The organism is Candidatus Woesearchaeota archaeon (assembly GCA_016187565.1).
GTDB lineage: Archaea > Nanobdellota > Nanobdellia > Woesearchaeales > JACPJR01 > JACPJR01.
Map to the genome: position 1 here is coordinate 46,160 of JACPJR010000010.1, position 18,837 is coordinate 64,996.

General features: G+C 41.1%; 15 protein-coding genes. 8 read left to right on the forward strand and 7 right to left on the reverse strand.

Annotated elements, in window-relative coordinates; translation table 11 throughout:
* The first annotated feature begins 153 nt into the window (after window positions 1–153).
* From HYW21_02940 to HYW21_02965, 6 genes are all read left to right on the forward strand, one after another.
* Window positions 154–2,442: a type II/IV secretion system ATPase subunit gene (locus tag HYW21_02940; GenBank protein MBI2548281.1), complete on the forward strand. Its 2,289-nt coding sequence runs from the start codon at window positions 154–156 to the stop codon at window positions 2,440–2,442.
* Complete coding sequence (locus tag HYW21_02945; protein ID MBI2548282.1) at window positions 2,435–4,597, forward strand: hypothetical protein; 2,163 nt, start codon at window positions 2,435–2,437, stop codon at window positions 4,595–4,597. Before HYW21_02940 ends, HYW21_02945 begins: the two co-directional genes overlap by 8 nt.
* A gap of 71 nt (window positions 4,598–4,668) precedes the next feature.
* Window positions 4,669–4,851, forward strand: coding sequence for a hypothetical protein (locus HYW21_02950; GenBank protein ID MBI2548283.1), 183 nt, complete (start codon window positions 4,669–4,671; stop codon window positions 4,849–4,851).
* 60 nt (window positions 4,852–4,911) lie between these two features.
* Window positions 4,912–5,364 (forward strand): NUDIX domain-containing protein, encoded by a 453-nt coding sequence (locus HYW21_02955; protein ID MBI2548284.1) that lies wholly within the window; start codon window positions 4,912–4,914, stop codon window positions 5,362–5,364.
* 32 nt (window positions 5,365–5,396) lie between these two features.
* The gene (locus HYW21_02960; GenBank protein MBI2548285.1) at window positions 5,397–5,987 is read left to right on the forward strand and encodes a hypothetical protein; all 591 of its coding nucleotides are present in this window, start codon (window positions 5,397–5,399) and stop codon (window positions 5,985–5,987) included.
* A gap of 59 nt (window positions 5,988–6,046) precedes the next feature.
* Window positions 6,047–6,448 carry a translation initiation factor IF-2 subunit beta gene (locus tag HYW21_02965; GenBank protein ID MBI2548286.1) on the forward strand — a complete coding sequence of 134 codons (402 nt, stop codon included), beginning with the start codon at window positions 6,047–6,049 and terminating at the stop codon, window positions 6,446–6,448.
* A gap of 49 nt (window positions 6,449–6,497) precedes the next feature.
* Here the strand turns inward: HYW21_02965 and HYW21_02970 are convergent, their stop codons facing one another.
* From HYW21_02970 to HYW21_02995, 6 genes are read right to left on the reverse strand one after another with little or no spacing between them, the layout of a single operon-like run.
* Window positions 6,498–7,346, reverse strand: a complete 849-nt coding sequence (locus HYW21_02970; GenBank protein MBI2548287.1) for a DUF58 domain-containing protein — start codon at window positions 7,344–7,346, stop codon at window positions 6,498–6,500.
* Between the two features lie 46 nt (window positions 7,347–7,392).
* Entirely contained in the window at window positions 7,393–9,918 is a 2,526-nt protein-coding gene (locus HYW21_02975; GenBank protein ID MBI2548288.1) for an AAA family ATPase, read from the reverse strand.
* 13 nt (window positions 9,919–9,931) lie between these two features.
* Window positions 9,932–10,756, reverse strand: a complete 825-nt coding sequence (locus HYW21_02980) for a hypothetical protein (protein ID MBI2548289.1) — start codon at window positions 10,754–10,756, stop codon at window positions 9,932–9,934.
* 53 nt (window positions 10,757–10,809) lie between these two features.
* Window positions 10,810–11,337, reverse strand: coding sequence for a hypothetical protein (locus HYW21_02985; GenBank protein MBI2548290.1), 528 nt, complete (start codon window positions 11,335–11,337; stop codon window positions 10,810–10,812).
* A 1-nt stretch (window position 11,338) separates the two neighbouring features.
* Window positions 11,339–13,759, reverse strand: coding sequence for a VWA domain-containing protein (locus tag HYW21_02990; GenBank protein ID MBI2548291.1), 2,421 nt, complete (start codon window positions 13,757–13,759; stop codon window positions 11,339–11,341).
* Window positions 13,759–15,570: a BatA domain-containing protein gene (locus HYW21_02995; protein ID MBI2548292.1), complete on the reverse strand. Its 1,812-nt coding sequence runs from the start codon at window positions 15,568–15,570 to the stop codon at window positions 13,759–13,761. The genes HYW21_02990 and HYW21_02995 overlap by 1 nt, the downstream gene beginning before the upstream one ends.
* A gap of 146 nt (window positions 15,571–15,716) precedes the next feature.
* Here HYW21_02995 and HYW21_03000 point away from each other — a divergent pair, with 146 nt between their 5' ends.
* Complete coding sequence (locus HYW21_03000) at window positions 15,717–16,586, forward strand: hypothetical protein (GenBank protein ID MBI2548293.1); 870 nt, start codon at window positions 15,717–15,719, stop codon at window positions 16,584–16,586.
* Between the two features lie 26 nt (window positions 16,587–16,612).
* Here the strand turns inward: HYW21_03000 and HYW21_03005 are convergent, their stop codons facing one another.
* Window positions 16,613–16,888, reverse strand: coding sequence for an acylphosphatase (locus HYW21_03005; protein MBI2548294.1), 276 nt, complete (start codon window positions 16,886–16,888; stop codon window positions 16,613–16,615).
* Window positions 16,889–17,020: 132 nt separating this feature from the next.
* On the opposite strand from HYW21_03005, the gene HYW21_03010 reads away from it, so the two are divergent.
* Entirely contained in the window at window positions 17,021–18,826 is a 1,806-nt protein-coding gene (locus tag HYW21_03010; GenBank protein MBI2548295.1) for a hypothetical protein, read from the forward strand.
* Window positions 18,827–18,837 lie beyond the last annotated feature (11 nt).

The following is an 18,837-nucleotide window of genomic DNA, read 5'->3' on the forward strand; positions in this document are numbered from 1 at the left end:
TTCTCTTTCTCTTATGTTCTCGACAGTACGTGGGTGAATAAACTCTGATGAATAGCAAATTTTATATAGTGTCTACTCTCATAGTCTTCGGAGAGAATAGAAGGGGATCTCCATAATAAATGTTGTGTTAGTATAGTTGAGTGGTGCCAGTTCATGGAAAAAAAAGAGGATACCTACGAACTTATCCGTGAGGGAGAAGATACCATTATGCGGATTGATTATAGCAGTTCCTCTCATATTCCTTCACTAGAGGATGATGAGCTCTGCATGTCTCGGACCGTTGATAAGATTGTTGAAGCTGGACCAATTTCTAAAATCGTCTTTACTCAAAAACGGGACTATGAATATGACTATAGCCAAACCCAACTCTTGGTTGAGATCTCCCGCCTTGTCCATCAACTGGTCAAGCAACGAGTTTTAGCAACCTATTTTTCTGCACAAAACCCAGCTACCGACAGGAATTATACCCTCCACTACAACGAAGCACAGGAACTGCTCTATCATCGTTTAAAAGCAGATCCTTTAGGGGCATATGTCGAGCTTAAACGCATTCTGAGAAGAGAGAGAATCGTCCTTGATAAGGAAACAGATCAACAGATGGCTTACTATACCCAACGTTATATATCTTTCCTTACCTTTGTGTTGAGTAAGCTTGACCAGACAAAACTGCTTAGTTTGGCAAAGCCCCACTTGAGTGGCTTTAAGATGGGAGAACGTGATGTTTATCGAAAGCTCTTCTACCCAACCATAAAACCTGATTTTATGTTTACCAAACTGATGGCTTCTTACCCAACCGATGGTGAGGAGCTTGATAATTATGTGGTTAATGAAGACACTGAAATTACGGTCTTTAAGCTGCCTGACAGTGTCCAGTATGTTTATCATATGATGCCTCCTGAATTTAAGTTAACTGAAGAGAAGTATGAACTGTTGGACATGGCAAGAAAAATCATGTCGGAGCATCAACCGAAAAAATCAGAATTTGTCGACCCAGAACGGATGCGGCAGGTTTTTTTTAATGTTGGCCGTGATCTTTTAGAAGAGTTATCTGCATATAGAGGTGTTACGCTTCGAAGTAAGGATATTGAAAAATTAACTAACATTCTAGTGCGTTATACGGTTGGATTCGGGTTGATCGAAGTTCTTTTGCAGGACGAAAGAATTCAGGATATCTCGGTTAATAGTCCTATGGGTCAAACGCCCTTGTTTATTGTACACAGTCAATACGGGGATTGCGTTACCAATATTATTCCAACACCGACCGAAGCAGAATCCTGGGCATCAAAGCTCCGTATGATTTCAGGTAGGCCCTTAGATGAGGCAGATCCTATCCTTGATACAGAACTTGAGCTTCCTGGTGCAAATACCAGAGTTTCTGTTATTACGCAACCCTTAGACCCTAGTGGATTGGCATATTCTTTTCGACGTCATCGTGATCGTCCGTGGACCTTGCCCTTGTTTATCAAAGCAGGGATGATTAATCCATTAGGGGCAGGTCTCATCAGTTTTCTGGTTGATGGAACAAGAACTATTCTTATTGCAGGAACACGAAGTAGCGGAAAGACCAGTTTTATGACCAGTGTTATGGTTGAAATCATGCGAAGAACAAGGGTTATTACTATCGAAGATACCTTAGAATTACCAACGAATGCACTACGTAAATTAGGCTACAACATTCAACCGATGAAGGTAGCAAGTGCACTTTCCCGGGAGAGTGCTGAAGTAAATGCATCAGACGGTATTCGAGCGACCTTACGGTTGGGAGATTCTGCATTAATTGTTGGTGAAGTTCGAAGTAAGGAAGCAGTTGCTTTGTACGAGGCTATGCGCGTCGGTGCTGCTGCTAATGTTGTTGCTGGTACGATTCATGGCGACTCTCCGTATGGGGTGTATGACCGTGTGGTGAATGATATAGGCATTCCCAAAACGTCTTTTAAGGCAACAGACATTATTATCGTAGCAACACCAGTAAAATCTGCTGATGGCATTCATAGCACCAGAAGGATTACGCAAATTACCGAAGTGAGAAAAAAGTGGGATAAAGACCCATTACTGGAGCATGCCTTTGTTGATCTTATGAAATATGACGTCAAAACAGATCAGCTTGTCCCTCAAGATGCACTTACTACCGGAGATTCTGATATTCTGAAAGATGTGGCTGGAAATATCAAGGAATTTGCTGGAAACTGGGACGCAGTCTGGGAGAATATTGTTCTTCGAGGAACCATGAAACAGCTATTGGTAGACTATGCAGAGAAGACAAATGATAATGAGCTCCTTGAAGCTCCCTTTGTCATTAAGGCAAATGATCTTTTTCATGTTCTTTCGGAAAATGTACGAGAAGAAGTAGGATTCCCCGATCCAAAACGAATTTTGTTTGAATGGGAAGAGTGGCTCAAAGGAGAGATGAGAAAACGAGTGATGTACACGAAAAATGCCTGATGATCAAGAACTTCAATCAATTCTTCGTCGATTTAAGCAAGACTTACAGCAAAAACTTAATGAGCAAACTCTTGATGATCTTCCGCATGCTTCTCGGGAATACAAGGAATTCAAGGCATCGTACATGCCGAAACATATGACGTTCTATGAAAAAGCGTGTAATTTCAGTGAGCGGATTCTCCAAATTAAGCCGAATAAAGAAAGCGAGGCAGTATTACAGGAATCTATCAGTATTTGTCACCTTGATATTACGCCTACTGGAGCATTGAGTTTTGCTATTCTTGGTCCTATTTTTTTCATTATCATTTCACTGCTTTTGAGCTTTGTCGTTCCAGTGATATTAGGAGCAAATCCAAGTATTTTCCTTGCAATTTTTAGTATTCTTGTTGGTCTTGCCTGCATTATCATTTTGCAACGGATCCCCGAATATTTTGCAAACAATTGGCGATTAAAGGCCAGCAATCAAATGGTACTGTGTATTTTTTATGTGGTTATGTACATGCGTCATACATCAAATCTTGAACGGGCAATTGAGTTTGCATCCGAGCATCTTTCTCCACCCCTTTCTATTGACTTGAAAAAAGTGCTTTGGGATGTAGAGAGTGAACGCTATGAATCCGTTAAAGAGTCCCTAGATATGTACCTTGAGTCCTGGCGAAAGTGGAATCTTGAATTTGTTGAGTCATTCCATCTTATTGAGTCCTCACTCTATGAGGGATCTGAAGCACGACGATTAAGTCTGTTGGATAAATCTCTCGAAGTCATGCTCGAGGAAACCTTCGAGAAGATGTTGCATTATGCCCATAACTTAAAGTCACCTTTAAACATCTTAAACATGCTTGGTATCATTCTTCCGGTTTTAGGTCTTGTCATCTTGCCTCTTGTTGTCAGTTTCATGGGTAATGTCAAATGGTATCATTTGGCAGTCCTCTATAATATCTGTATTCCATTGGCGGTGTATTATCTTGGCAAAAGTATTCTTTCTAAGCGGCCTACAGGGTATGGTGATACTGATCTTTCTGAAGAGAACCCTGAACTCAAAAAATACCGTAAACTGATCATTCCTCTGGGATCACAAGAAATAAAGATCAGTCCGCTTTGGCTAAGCATCATTGTTTTTTCATTTCTTTTTTTGATAGCCATTTCTCCTCTTCTTATCCATCGACTTAATCCTGACTTTGACCTACGATTTGCGGATGGGAAATTTGTTCTTTTGGATTATCGTGCAAGTACGTTAAACCCTGATGAGACCATAGGGCCATTTGGATTTGGTGCAGCCATTATCAGCTTATTTTTTCCTCTGTCATTTGGTATTGCCATTGGCCTCTATTACAGTCTGCGTTCGAAGAATGTCTATGCCATCAGAAACCGGGTCAAGGAACTCGAGCGTGAATTTGCCTCAGCCCTTTTTCAGTTAGGGAATCGTTTAGGGGATGGCCTGCCTGCTGAAATTGCCTTTGGAAAGGTAGCAAAGGTCATGGAAGGAACAACTTCAGGAAAGTTCTTTGAGCAGGTAAGCACCAATATTAAGAGTTTGGGAATGAATGTGGACGAAGCTATCTTTGGGCAGAAGAGTGGTGCAATTGTTTATTTTCCCTCAAAACTTATTGAAAGTTCTATGAAAGTCTTAGTTGTATCGGTAAAGAAAAGCCCGAGGATAGCGGCAAATGCTATTATTAATATCTCGAACTACATTAAGCAGATCCATCGCGTTGATGAACGCTTGAAGGATATTATGGAAGATGTCATTACCTCGATGAAATCCCAGGTTGCCTTTTTAGCGCCAGTTATTGCAGGGATTGTCATTGGTATTACTTCTATGGTCTCTACCATTATTGGAAAGCTTGGCCAGCAGATGGCAACACTTCAGGTAGAGGAGGGAACCCCTATTACGGGGATGGTTGGATTGTTTCACGATGGTGTTCCGACGTATTATTTCCAATTGATGGTTGGCATCTATGTGGTACAGGTCGTGTATATCCTCTCTATTCTCGTCAATGGCATTGAAAATGGCTCTGACACGTTAAATGAGGAATATCTCCTTGGAACATACCTCATACGAAGCACGCTTTTATACTGTGTTATCTCGCTCTTAGTAATGGTTGTCTTCAATATTATTGCCGTAAATATCATTGGCACGGGTATGACCGGATAACCATCTAATGATCCCGAGTTATGAACATGACAACCATGACTTTAGCAGTTCCATCTGAATTAAAGAGCAAGATGGATACATTCCCGGAGATGAATTGGTCAGAAATAGCAAGGCAAGCGTTTATGCAGCGTGTTAAAGATCTTGAATTCTTGAAGAAATTCAAGGAAGACAGTACTCTGACAGAAGCAGATGCACTACGCCTTGGCGCAGAGCTCAACAAAAACTTAGCTAAACGGTACAAAAGAAGGACGTAAACATTCACCAATATCCACATTCCACCATACACATATAAACCCCTCCATTTTTCTTGGTGTATGCATGATATGCACCGTATTGTTAAGTATGGTCTGGTAACCTTTCGTGATCATTCTTTTTTGATTAATAGAAAGTATGGTACCAAATGGTTTCTGCTTCCCGGCGGCAAGCCAGAACATGGAGAATCTGCTCTTGATTGTCTGGTGAGGGAAATTGCAGAAGAGCATGGTTGTGAAGTCCTTCGGTCTTCACTTAAGCTCCTTGGCACGTTTGAAGATCGTGCAGCAAACGAGCCAAATACCATCATTAGCATAACGGTTTATTCTGGGGATATTGAAGGAGAACCGACAACCCAGAGTGAAATTCAAGAGTTACGTTGGTTTGGCATCAACGACGACGAGACTGTACTTTCTCCGGTATTACGGAATAAAATTCTACCTTTTTTGAAAGCAAAAGGAGATTTCGGATATTTAAGGGATAGCATGAAAAAACAGCGAGATACAAAGATTTAAATTCTTTGATTTTTTGATATGTCTTGACCACCATGGTAACAGCCCGTAATGATGACGAGCTTCTGGAAAAGATTTCTCTCTTAGAAGCACAACGGCTTGCGTTATTGAACCATATCGATAGACTGAAACAGAAGCAGGTGAGACCAAGTCACCATCCCACTGAGCAGAAGGTTATTCTTCATGCAACCCTCAAAGAATCCTATGAACAGCTTCATGCCATAGAAGAAAAACTCCGCTATCTTGAAGAACAGTATCGATTGCAGAAATATCTCCCGCTCCAGTACGGGGTTCTTATCCTGCTTTTGGTTGGTCTTCCTTTCCTTCTTGAGCCGAGACTTACGGGTTTTGTTGTTGGCGAGCAAATTTCTGAAAGTCTTTCTTCATTTCGTTTTGTCCTCACTATTATCTTTATCGTTCTTTTTCTCGGCGGCCTACTTCTTGTTGGTTATCGAGCAAAATTACGGAAAGAAGCAGGAGCGATTACTATTACCTCTCCTCAAATGAGGCAAACTTCTCCGGTTACGGTTGCGAATGCTGGAAAGATCACTCATCGGGTTGGTTCTGAGTTATGGATCGATGCAGATCTTCAACGCCTTCGTGAAGAACTTATTAAAAAGCTATAGATTTAAAAAGACAGCGCTAATCCTTACTCGTAGAATAAGAACAATTACCGCGAGGATATATGGATTACGAACAACTCCTTGAACGGGCCCATAGCCGTATGCCTGAATCAGTAAAGATTGCAGAACGTTTTGAAATTCCCAAAATCAGGGGACATATTCAGGGGAATAAAACCATCATCAGTAACTTTAGTCAGATCGTTGGTGTCCTCAATCGAGATAGCGCACATATCCTGAAATACATTCTCCGCGAGTTAGCTACGCCTGGCGAACAGAGAAAAGGAGCTGTTTTTGTCGGAAGAAAGGTAAGTGCGAGTGTTATTAACGAAAAAATCAGAAAGTATGCTCAGGAATTTGTCATCTGCCGTGATTGTGGTAAGCCAGATACGAAAATTGTCAAGGAAGGGAAGGTTTCGTATCTCCAATGCATGGCCTGTGGTGCACGTCATCCGGTGAAGATATAATTAATCTATTATAGAAAAGGAGTTCTTTTTCCGGTTACTTTAATAACATTTACTGTAAGATCTTATAGAAGGTATCGAAGATAGGGGCGTCGGTAGTTACGGGCATGAAGGTAATACCCATTTTGTCACACATATCTTGAATTTGGAAAACATGCTCTTTAAAGCGATACTTGTACATCTCTTTCATGCGTCTGCTAAAGTACGTTCGCAACACGTTTTTTGTTTCTGAATCGTAAAGCATGACATCGCCTTCAAGTTGGAAATCGATTTCACTCGGATCGAGCACCTGAACAACAATGAGTTCATTCTTTCGGAGTGCAGCCAGAGAGTCTTTTAATTCATCAACATCAAACAAAAAATCAGAAAGAAGGATCAGAAGAGACTTTGATCTGATGCCGCTTCCATAGGGAACAAGGTTATCTTCAAGCTTTGATTTTCCCTCTATTTTTAATTTGTTGAGATAGTCAAGGATAGACAGAAGATGGTGAGACCCTCTTCCGGATTTAAACATGGTGAGTTCTTCTGCAAAGGTTGCCAGACGAAACCGTTCGTTGTTCTTCATTGCCATATAAGCAAATCCTACACCAATCATAGCAGCATAATCAAACTTGGTTATTCCTGCACCAAAATCCATGCTTGCGCTTCGGTCGAGGAGGATATGGACGGTTAGGTTACGTTCTTCTTCGTAATGCTTAATGTAGAACTTATCTGTTCTGGCGTAGAGCTTCCAATCAATTTTTCGGAAGTCATCTCCCTTAACATAATCTTTGTAATCTTTGAAAGTTAATCCCTGACCAAAGCTTGTTGATGCCCGTGAACCGCTGTAATTAGAGGTAATCCTCTTTCTGATAATCAAATTGAACTTATCCAATTGTCGAAGGAACGTTGTATCAATCATAGGGATAGATGAACCTTATTTCATGTTTGGTGGTATCTTTGGAGCATCAGAGATGTTTTTCAATGACATGTTTAATGACATCATCGACTGACATACCCTTTCGCTCTGCCTCAAAGTTAAGAATAATCCTATGCCGGAGAATAGGGTAGGCCATGTACTCGAGATCCTTTGCACTGACATATTTTCTTCCGTTAACCAGAGCATGGGCTTTTGCCGCTAATACCAAGCCAATAGTAGCTCTTGGCGAGGCACCATACTCGATAAGTTCTTTCATATTTCTGGTGGCAACAATCAATCCAATGGCCTTTTTCTGGATGTCCTCTGCTATTGGCACTTGACGGGTTAATTTTTGCAGCAGTAAAATTGATTGCGCAGAGAGCTTAACCTTGAGTTCTGGTAGTTCCTGTGCAGAGGCATAACGCTTTACGATTTCTTCTTCATCTTTCTCAGGAGGATATCCTAGTTTAATCTTTAGGAGAAAACGATCACTTTGTGCTTCAGGTAAGGGGTAGGTATTATGGTTAATCCCGCATGCACCATATCCCGCAAGGTAATTTTGATGTTCGGGGACGGTTAAGCCGAAAGCAACCCCCGTAGAGGGGACATAGGTTATTGATTTAACTTTTTCATAGAGAACATCTTCACTCAATAGATGCTCAAAATAGGAGAGAAGACCGTTTGCTTCCGCAAGGTGATTCGCAGAGGTTCTTTCTAAGGTACTCAGAATCTGCTGAGCATGCTTGCTCTTGCCCGTCGTATAGAGGTTCCAAATGTGGTTTTTTGAGATCGCCAACTCAGTTGATATTTTTGTCAGAGGCAGGCCAATAGAAGCAGCAAACCTTCTTGGATTTGTATGAAGAAGCTCAGCAAAACGGGGATTGGCTCTTTGGGTAAGTTCATTTCGTATATCTCCAACCATCTGCTGAAGCGAGTCCACACTCATCACGATTTCTCCTTCTTTAATACCCTTATAGCTTCCATACCAAGAACGTGCAACGAACCTTTTCCTTTCTGGAAGTGTATGAAAGCTATTCATGCCGAGCAATGCAACGAGCCTCAAAACACACTCTCGTTTTACTGGAACGACACGAAAACTCGATCTTGCTTTCTTGGTGAGATCAAAAGAAGCAATCTTAGCGTCATCGATCCACCCAACATTCCTTAGGTAGTGAGCAAAGTATTTTCCCTGAATCTTCAGACGATAGATTCGCCCATCATGGTGCACCCAGGAGAGTATACCCAAACGCAAGAGCATATAGGAAAGAACGTTTACATCTTCCTTCTTTTTTTGGGTAAAATGAATCTTATTCTCTCCAATTGATGATTCAAGCGAGACAAAGGTTTTGACAAATTCTGCCAGGAGCTCTTTTGGCCATGCAATGAACCATGAAGGGATATGCTTATTTTTCATGGATTCTACGCCAAAACGTGCCTGAAGATATTCAACTAAAGGCTTTGAATAAATACGGGCATAGGAACAACCTCTTCTCTCTGAGAGATGCACCTTTAGGCCATACCCTTGAGAGATAGAAACAAAGCGTTGCAGTGCGTCAGGATAGTTCTTTTGGCATACCTCCACGCATTTTTCCCCGACATATCCATCCGATAAAACAAATGCAATCCAGAACGCAAAATCTTTATCAAACGGCATCTGTGTTACTGGCAGGTGCTTGATGCGACCTATCATTTCCTCATGGCTTGGAGGAACGATTTCATCTATTTCGGGAATTCGTGCAGGGCTTACCAAGTAATCCTGTTTAGTGAGCTCTTCAGCTTTTTTCCAGAGAATTTCCCCTCGGTCATTAACAAGAAACGGATGATTTTTTGTAACCGTAATACTTCTTCCTGTAGCACTGGAAATGGTTATCATCTCGCCCTGATACGGAAGCGTATACAGATAGCAAGACTTTTTCTCAAGCTTTCCCTGAGCGTTTAACGCAAAGGTCCATCCATTAACCGCATAGAGTTTTCTTCCGTCTTTATCTTCCAGAAGCTGATTGTCCTTTGCCAATGCAAGGAGAGTTTCACCAGTTTGGAGTATTCCATTGATGAACACGGGTTGATCCAATGCTAGACTTCCCTCTTGCTCAATGGGGTTTTGCGTCGCTAAGACAAAGAAAGGCTCGTCTAATTTCAGGGTTTGATTTCCTACAGTTACTTGCTTTTCCTGCATTGCCTCTAATAGCGCAGATTGTGTTTTCGGTGTTGCCCTATTGACTTCATCAGCAAGCACAATGTTTGCAAAGATAGGTCCTTTATGGAAGTTAAATACTTTTTTTCCATTCTGTTCATCGATAACATACGTCCCGATGATATCGGAGGGCATCAAATCAGGAGTATGCTGGATTCTGCTGAATTTAAGATTGAGAACCTCTGCAAGCGTTCGGATCGTTAGTGTTTTTCCAAGTCCGGGATAGCTCTCCAAAAGCGCATTTCCTCCGCAGAGCAGGGTTACAAAAATCTGCTCAATTGCTTCGTCCTGGCCAACGATAACCTTCTTTATTTCTTCCTTGACATCACTAAAGGTTTCACCCAACTTTTCAAGATTCTTAATACGATCTAGTTCTTTCATGATTCTCACCTTATCATCCGGTTGTCTGATCCTCTGCATCCCTGAGCAACGTAAAGTAACTCTTCACGAGTTCCTGTTGTTCTCGTGGAATATTCTCCTGGTATGCCTCTTGTGCTGCAATAAAAACATCTTCAGGATAGTCGTTCTTCAATGCGTTTGCATCTTCATCTTGAACCTGATCAAAACTAATGTCATCCTGTAATGATTGAATCTCAATAACTAATTCCTCATCTCCCAGCAATGCAAATGACGCATCCCCATAGATCTGCGTATATTCCTCACTTGTTTTCGCACTGTCATTGAGGTAAATGGGCACAAGCGGTGGTTTTGTAGGTCCACTTTGCCATGGGAAGAGGTCTTTTATATTAAAATCAAGGGTTCTTTGCCATGCAGGTACGCGAATATTAACTGAGGAAGCGTAGATGACAAAAAAAGAGACGAGAAATATTGCAAAGATCTTCACAAGCATTCGGTTAATACTCATGAATGAGGAAGTCTTTACCGCTCGTACTTTGAGTGCAACATCGTAATGCAAGGCTCGTGCCATGAATGTTTGTTGATTGATATTATCTGCAGAGGTCCGTAACATTTCACGCAGCGAGGGATATTTTTCCTCCACGAGTGTTAAACGTATTCTTTTCAGGCTGTAGATCGTATTCGCAATAAAGAAAAGAATCAATGCTACACCAACCAAAAAAATGGGAATACGAAGCATGGAAAAGAGAAGGTACGTCATGAGGAAAAACAGTACTGCGTTGAGAAATACTTCTATGAAGAACATCTTCAGGATTTCTCCTTTCAATTCCCGAAAAACTCTCAGGATTCCTGCGCCTTCCATTCTCTGCTTCAACTCTTTTGTACTTTTATAGCACTCACATCGACACTAATTCTCTATTGATTACAATTTTCATCAAGGGCATCAAAATCTTTTTTGAGCTCATCATATAGGCCTTGTAAATCGTTGAGGGAAGTCGTTATTGTTGTGATATTGTCTTGCAGCAGTTTATTGCTTTCCTGGGCGCTTATCAAGGCATCATTTGTTTGACGAAGCACGACACTTGAGTCGTTCAGTTCTTTCTTTTTCTGTTCAATGTCTGCATTAAGCGTGCTAATCTCAACCATTAATCCTTCTTTGGTTGTTTCTAGCTCTGAACTTTTATTGACATAGAGCTTGTCATAGTACCCTAAATCCTTCAGTGACGTTTGAAGTGAGGCAAGGGTCTGATTATACTTGTCTTTATAAACTACTAACTCCTCGCTCACGTTATTGTAGGCTAGGGACTTTTCCTCAACTTGCCCAGCCATTTCAGCAAGTTTTGTTTGGAAATGGATGGTCTGCAGAGCAATACCTCCAATAATCAATAACAGGACAAAGAGCAATACCGTATTCACGTTTTGTTGAATTAATCGTTCTCCCATATTAACCTCGGTGATAGGTTCGTATTCTTCGAATACTTACTTCAAGCAAAAAAAGAGCTGATGCAAGCCCGACAAAGTGCCAACGGTACAGGACTTTTTGAACCTTCATACGCTTTGAACGAGCCTTGGCGTGCTCTACGATAAGATCCGCCTGAGGAGATTTAAATATTTTTCCTCCCGTCATGAGCGCAAGATTCTCTACGTCAGGGTTATTCCCCAATGCCTCGAATTCACGTTCATAATTTACCGCATATACCTTACCAAGAACCTCATGGAAGCCTTTCGTTGTTGGCGTTACGGTACTGACATAGATATCCTCATCAGATTTGTAAAAGGTAAATCCTTCTGCTTCAGGAAACTTCTCTGCCTTGACGACGATAGTTGTTGGTGTATTTACTCGTGTATCACTTACCTGGACATAGGTTTCTTTATTTCGTTCTGGATCCCCTATTGCCCAGTTAATGGTCTTTGCCATGACCCTTGAGTTCTTTTGGGTAAGCAGGTAGCCGAGCGGATCTTCTTCGCCAAACGCAGTTATTGTAGCTACTCTTCCTAAACCATACCTCCAGACGGTTAGTCCGGGCTCTCCAGTTTGTAAGGTAATTAAGGAAAGCGCATTTGATTTCGGAACAACATCGTTATATCCAGCAACCGTGGCATCGATTGATGCTCCTTGGGTAATGAAATGGTTGGCATTCAAAATCGCAAGTGTGTACTCTGTCTCTAAACTTTCATCATCGCTTTCGCCAAAGAGAATCTTTATTTTGTTGTTGGCATCTGCCTGAAAATAAACACCATTACACTGTTCTGCGATACGTTTCATAACGTTTACCTCAGTGTCTTCTCCAACACCGACCGTATAAATCTTTATTGAACCCTTGCATGCTTCTTTCATGAAGTCAGCAGTAAAATGGAAATAGGGATCCATACCATCTGAGATAAGAATAATGTTTTTATCCCCTTTTGTTTCAAGCAGCATATCGTATGCCATTTGTAGTCCTGCATAAATCAGTGTTTGCCCCTCGTTAATGAGTCGTGGAATACGATCTTGAAGTACTGCCTTGTTGCTCCACAAGGTTTGGATAGGAGCTACTTCATAGGCCTGGAGATTAAAAGCAACTACGCCTACTTTGTTATTGACATTAATACTGTCGAGAACAGAAAGCGCTAGGGCCTTCTGGACGTCTCCCTTTGCGGTTCCGGAGCCACTTTCAAGATTGCCCTTACCACTCCCCGAGATATCAATAGCAATGACAATATTGGCTGTTGATCGTTGTTTTTCTCCGGTTCCCACATAGACGGGCAAAAAGCTTTCAAATTCAGAGTTTTTATAATCACCAAGATCAAAGGAATTCTGACCTCCGATGACCACTAATCCGTTTCCATTATCAAGGTATTCCCTGAGTAAGGTCATATTCTGGATACGTTCAGCTCGTATGTCTTCTACTATTACCGCGTAATATTGGTTGAGTTCTTCCTTATCTTGGGGGAAGAATGGTTTTTTGGTTACGTCATAAAGCACGGTGATGAAATCATTTAATTTTGTTTCTTTGTCAGTGATGTACAGTATTTTTGGTTTCTCTACGACGGTAATGCTCTTAGAGAACAGATCATTACGGGAAAGTGTATCATCTACCCGTATACGGGCAGTCATTTGATGAGTACCTAAACTCAAGGCTTTGGTAACGGGAATGCGCAATTCAGTAACCCCCTCACCCATACTAACTTCTTGATCCAGAATGGTTTCATTATCGAGATTAAGGGTCAAGAGTATTGCTGTTGAAACTTCTTCTTCTTTTGCGCTTTTAATAACAACTGCAAAACCATTATCAATATCTGCAACAGTCTTTGATGGACCTTCAATCGTTACTGCAAAATCCTTTTTTTCGGGTTCGATCTTAAGGATATTGATGGTTGCGTTGATGTTTCGTGCAAATAGAGCAATTTCTGATAATGTTGTGCCATAGTTGTTTTGTCCGTCGCTTACCACCAGGAGGTTGCTGTCTCTTCCAAGGTATTGAAGGATTCCATCACCGATATCAGAAATCGTGTCATGGCCAATAGTTCCTGTTCTTACGGGCAGTTGTTGCTCAATCTGGTCTTTAAGCTCGTCAACAGAGGCTGTTTGATACAGGCTATAAGATGACGAGTTATCAGTAAGGAGGGTAATGGTCGGATCACCTTCTATTTCTTTCTCTTGTTCGGTAAAGGGCGTTGCGAGTGCAATTCCCAATGAAATAATCGTTAATCCCCGTAAAATACCGATAAACATTTTATCAGCTTTTCTTCTTCGGACGAGCTTTTTGTAATTCTCAAGGTCTGTTTCCCGTATCTTTACAAAATCATAGACGAGGATAACAAAGAGAATTAAGAGTGCAGGAATAATCAACAGAAGAATTTTGGGATAAAGAAAACTGATCATCAGCAATCGCCTCGTAGTTTGATGTAGATGAGCTCAAGGAGAATGAAAACAATGCCCGCAAAAATAAACCACAGATCTAATTCTTTTTCATCCTCTTTTTGGGATTTGAGAAGATCGTATCCTTCAGAACGTACCGTGTTTATCGTACTTACTGCACTCACGTCAGATTCTTCCAGGTTGACAAGGTTAGCACTTATTATTCGGTCATTGTACTCATAGATACCTGATTCATCCAAAACAAGACGTGATTCTTTACGCGTATCTGTTGGAGTTTTTATCTCTGTTTCGGTTTCAAAAGTAATGATCTCTCCGGTGTGGTGATTTAAGCTTTGAACCTCAACACGATTACTCAGAAATTGGACAGCGTTATACCAAAACAGTGGATAGCTCGGCGTTAGTTTAAAATCAGCATGGTTATCCATGATACCATAGTAGAGGATCTTGCCGCTACCATAGCTTTGGGTTGTAATGATGGGATTATTATTCTCGGTAGTTACTATGCTTACTACTCCCTGCTTTTCATTGCCTTTAAGGTATTCTTCAACAAACCCAAACTCAATATCTTCAGTAAAGGGAACATCAGTGCTTTTTTTCAGATAGGTGCGATTGTTGCCTTTTTCGGTAAAGCTTAAGGGAAGCAGATCAGTAATGCCTAGTAAGAAAAGGTCATCCTGGGCAGCAATAATCAGCGATGACCCTTGTTGGACAGCATCTTCTATCGCCATAAAGGTACTGGGTAGGGTCAATGTTCTGTCAATACCTTTCACGACAATAATATCGTGGTCAATATCCTTAATAGTGGCAGGTGGTTCGATGATGGTTATATTTACCTTTGGAACCGATGATAATGCATAGTACAGATGATTTCGTGGTTGATTGGTGATCATCAATATACGGATTTGATTTTGCTCTGGCGCGCTTAGATAGAAGGTGTTATCCAACGAAAAACTATCCCTTCCCAGAAGGCTTATGGTTGTTGTATTCGGTGGTGTGACAAAGGTATAAGGCTCAACAAATTTTGGTTTAATAGGTACTCCTTCGACCTTGCCATTGATAGAAACAGTGACATTTTCTTCTCGGGTATTATAATTTTTGATATAAACAGTTGTCGTATCCTCAGCTGCTTTTACCTCGACAATGCCAACATTCATTGTTGGTTCAGAAACATCGATAAGGCTAACCGCAGCACCTTGCGCTTCAAGGGTTTTACGTGCAATTTCCACTTCATCTCCCTTGGATTTAAAATCACTAAGTACAATAACTTCAGTGTTCTCTTTGAGCAATCCTCCTGCAAAGAGCATGGCATCACTGACATCTCCTGGTGCATCAGTTGGTGCTAAACTATTAAGGATAAGCTTTGTTTCTTGACGTCCTTTTTCCTCCCCCTTTAAGCTGGGTAATACCGTTGCAAGGATAACGGCATTCTGTTCTCCAAGATGGTCTTTGGCAAAGTCAATGGCACTTGCAAAACGTGTTTTTCCGTTCTGGTCTGTTTGCATTGATGCAGACCCATCAATAACCAAGATGACATTCTTTGTCGAGATCTCTTCGCTTCCCCAGAAATATGGTCGGGCAATGGCAAGTGCAAGGATCAGTAAGGCAAGAAGTTGTAAAAAAAACAGCAGATCAAACAAAAAGGTTTGAAAAAAGGCATTATTTTTGAAGTTTTTATCTCCTTTAACAAGAAACATCAATGATGGAATAACCTTTTTTCTGGGCTTTGGTCTGATTAAATAGAGAATAATAAAGGGGACAAGGATGAGAAGTGCATATAATCCTTGTGGATTCAGGAAATACTGCTCAAGCACCATCTTTTTTTACTTCTGCCTCCCCTATACCGTGAGGAGGGGAGGTGATATTTATGTTTTTGTAAAATCAAAGAGAAATTTGGACAGTTTTTGAAGTCCAGAGGAAAGAAACGATATGTTTTATATAGCAACAAGTCTTTTTTCTTCTGATGACACGGTTCGTGTATACTGCCGACTTACACGGCAATAGCAACCAATACCAAACATTGGTACAGTACGCTCAAGAAATCCGGGCATCCTGTATTATCCTTGGGGGAGATTTAGGGTCTAAAGCAGGAAGTGGGGATTTTATTGCCCAACAGCATCACTTCTTTCAAGAGGTCTTTTCTCAACTCTTTATCCCTTATTTTGAGGTAGTCCCTCAGGGAAAGGTGTTCTACCTTTTGGGGAATGATGATTGTCAATGTCATCTGGACGTATGTGAGCAGTATCCAAAAGAACGTTTTGTTCTCTTACATAACCATCGTTCTGTTTTTTCAGGGCTTAATCTTATTGGTTATTCGTGTGTGCCTCTTACTCCCTTTGGCATAAAGGATTGGGAAAAATTTGATCTCACCGATGTTCCTGAGCAATTTATCCATGCACATACAGTTCGTACAGCTCATGCTCGTCTTTCGGGCTATAAAAGTACACCTCAGGGATGGCAATCCTTCCAATTTCTTCCCTCGATGGCAGCCACTGATTCTATCCAACGAGATCTTCAGTCAAGTCTCTTTCTTGAGCATCCATCAACAACAATCTACATCATCCATACTCCACCCTTTGGCACAGCCCTTGACCAGATTTCTCGTGATGTTCATGTTGGCAGTATTGCACTCCGTTTATTTATTGAAAACACCTGCCCTTTGCTCACGCTTCATGGTCATATCCACGAAACCGTTGATATCTCTAGTCAGTTTCAGGAAAGGATAGGAAAAACCCTCTGTTGTTCTGTAGGGAATTATCCCGAAAGTAAGAAATTAGCTGTTTTAGTAGCGGATTTTTCCGATGTCACTAAGATCAAAAGAATTCTGCTATAAGCCAATGTTAAAAGGTTTATTTAGCTTCATAAATACCTAATATCAAAGCTCGTAAACTTTCCTGTATACTGCTTTTCCGTAACCTTAACGCTTGTTACGTTTGCGAGCAATGACCCTTTGTGACACCATACAATAAACTGTTGCAGGGTTTCCTCATAACCTTCAGCAACTACCTCTACTGCATTGTTGGGAATATTTCGTACCCAACCGGTTATTCCCAGATCTTGTGCTTTCTGTTTGGTGCTATAACGGAAAGAAACTCCTTGTACTCTCCCTGTAATGATAAGATGCACCTGTTTCATGGTATGCCTTCGGTATGCCTTCTCTTGGGTGTTTCTGTTCCATTTAAGCGTTGTGGTTGATGGAAAATTCAAAAGAGAATATTTTTATCAATAAAATATTTATATAAGACTACTTCAACGCGACGGATGGTTATGAAAAACAAACTCCTAATGTCGCTCTTTTTGTGCATACTGTTTTTTTGGGTTCCTATTGTTAGTGCTTATGGGGGAGAGGTTATTCCCTTGCTTGAACCAACGGTCCCAGAAGGAAACCTTCTGCCTGAGAACGATACACTTCATATACGAAACAGATTAGTTGCTATCGATTTTGCATTATTGCCGAACGCTTCCACAGCGGCAGACGAACTTATATTAAACCTCTTTGAAGATGCTACCTTCACGGCAACGTTGGAAGAAACAACAGTATCAGATTCGGGTGGATTCTTATGGAAAGGTCATATAGAGGGTCATAATTACAGTCGGGTTATTTTAGCAGTTTCTGATGAGTTTGCAACAGGAAATGTCATTATAGATAACCTTTTCTTTCAGATTCGTCCTTTGGGGAATGGCGTCCATGTGGTATATGAAATTAATCAGTCGGCATTTCCTTCTGAGGCAGAGCCATTGGAGAATGGAGATGAGAAAGCATCTGAAGATCCTTCAGATATTCAGGATGACGACGGTTCAGTTATTGATGTACTCGTTGTTTATTCTGATGATGCAAAAAGAGCTGCAGGAGGGACGCCACAAATTCACCAGTTAATTGATATTGCAGAACAAGAAACCAATGATGGGTATCGTAACAGTAACATCGATCAGCGAATAAAAGTGGTTTATAAATCTGAATTGGAATACACGGAAACAGGAAATGCAGAAGCTGATGTTCGTCGTCTTCAAGATCCCGGCGATGGCCAGCTTGATGAGGCTCATACCTTACGGGATATTTATGGAACAGATGCAGTTATTTTGATTGTAAATCAACTTGACGCATGTGGAAGAGCTTTTGGCATTATGGATCCAGTTTCGTTGGCTTTTAGGAACAATGCATTTGCTGTGGTTAAGGATTCATGCGCTACAGGAGATTATTCCTTTGGCCATGAATTGGGACATCTTTTCTCTGCACGACATGACTGGTATATTGATCCAGCAGATAATGCACCATTTCCCTATAACCATGGTCATGTTAATGTAACTCAACGGTGGCGGACAATTATGGCCTACGATAATAAATGTATGGATCAAGGGGTTACGTGCACGAGAATTAATTACTGGTCTAATCCTGATCTTGATTATTTTGGAACTCGTTTAGGCGTTCCCGAGGGGCAGCCTCAACCAACCGATAATAGAAAAACGCTCAATACTACAGATACAACGGCTGCGAATTGGAGAGAAAGTGTCAAACAAGATATTTCTCATGAAGTCCATGGAATAACAACATGCGAAGATGAAGCTATGAAGTGTCAGATTTTGACAAGAGAGTATAACTCTTTTAACGGAAACGTTGTCTTTACCGGAGGAGGCTATTCGGGAAGTCCAACGCGGTTTAAGTGGCGTTGTGGAACTGAGCAGGATTTTTATACGTTTATTGAAATACATATCGATGATCAGAACCATATTTGGGATATGCCTGATGTGTGTGTTCGGATTGGGGAACCCTACGCGTTAGAACAAGGACATACCTATGATTTTCGTGGTCCAAGTATTGAAGGAGCATCAACTGTTGCATTCTCTGTAGCAGTTTTACCGGATTGTATTCCACCTTTTTCTGGAGATTGGGTTGTGACAGAAAGTTGTACTTTTGAAGGATTTGCAACTGTACCGAGTAATGTGATTGTACAGAACAACGCAGTCTTAACCATCAGTCCGATAGCTGCCTTAAATATTGACTTTCTAAACCATTTCCTTTTGGTCAAACAGGGAAGTGGCGTTCTGATAAAAAATGGAGGAAAATTGTATTAACTTGAGGTGAT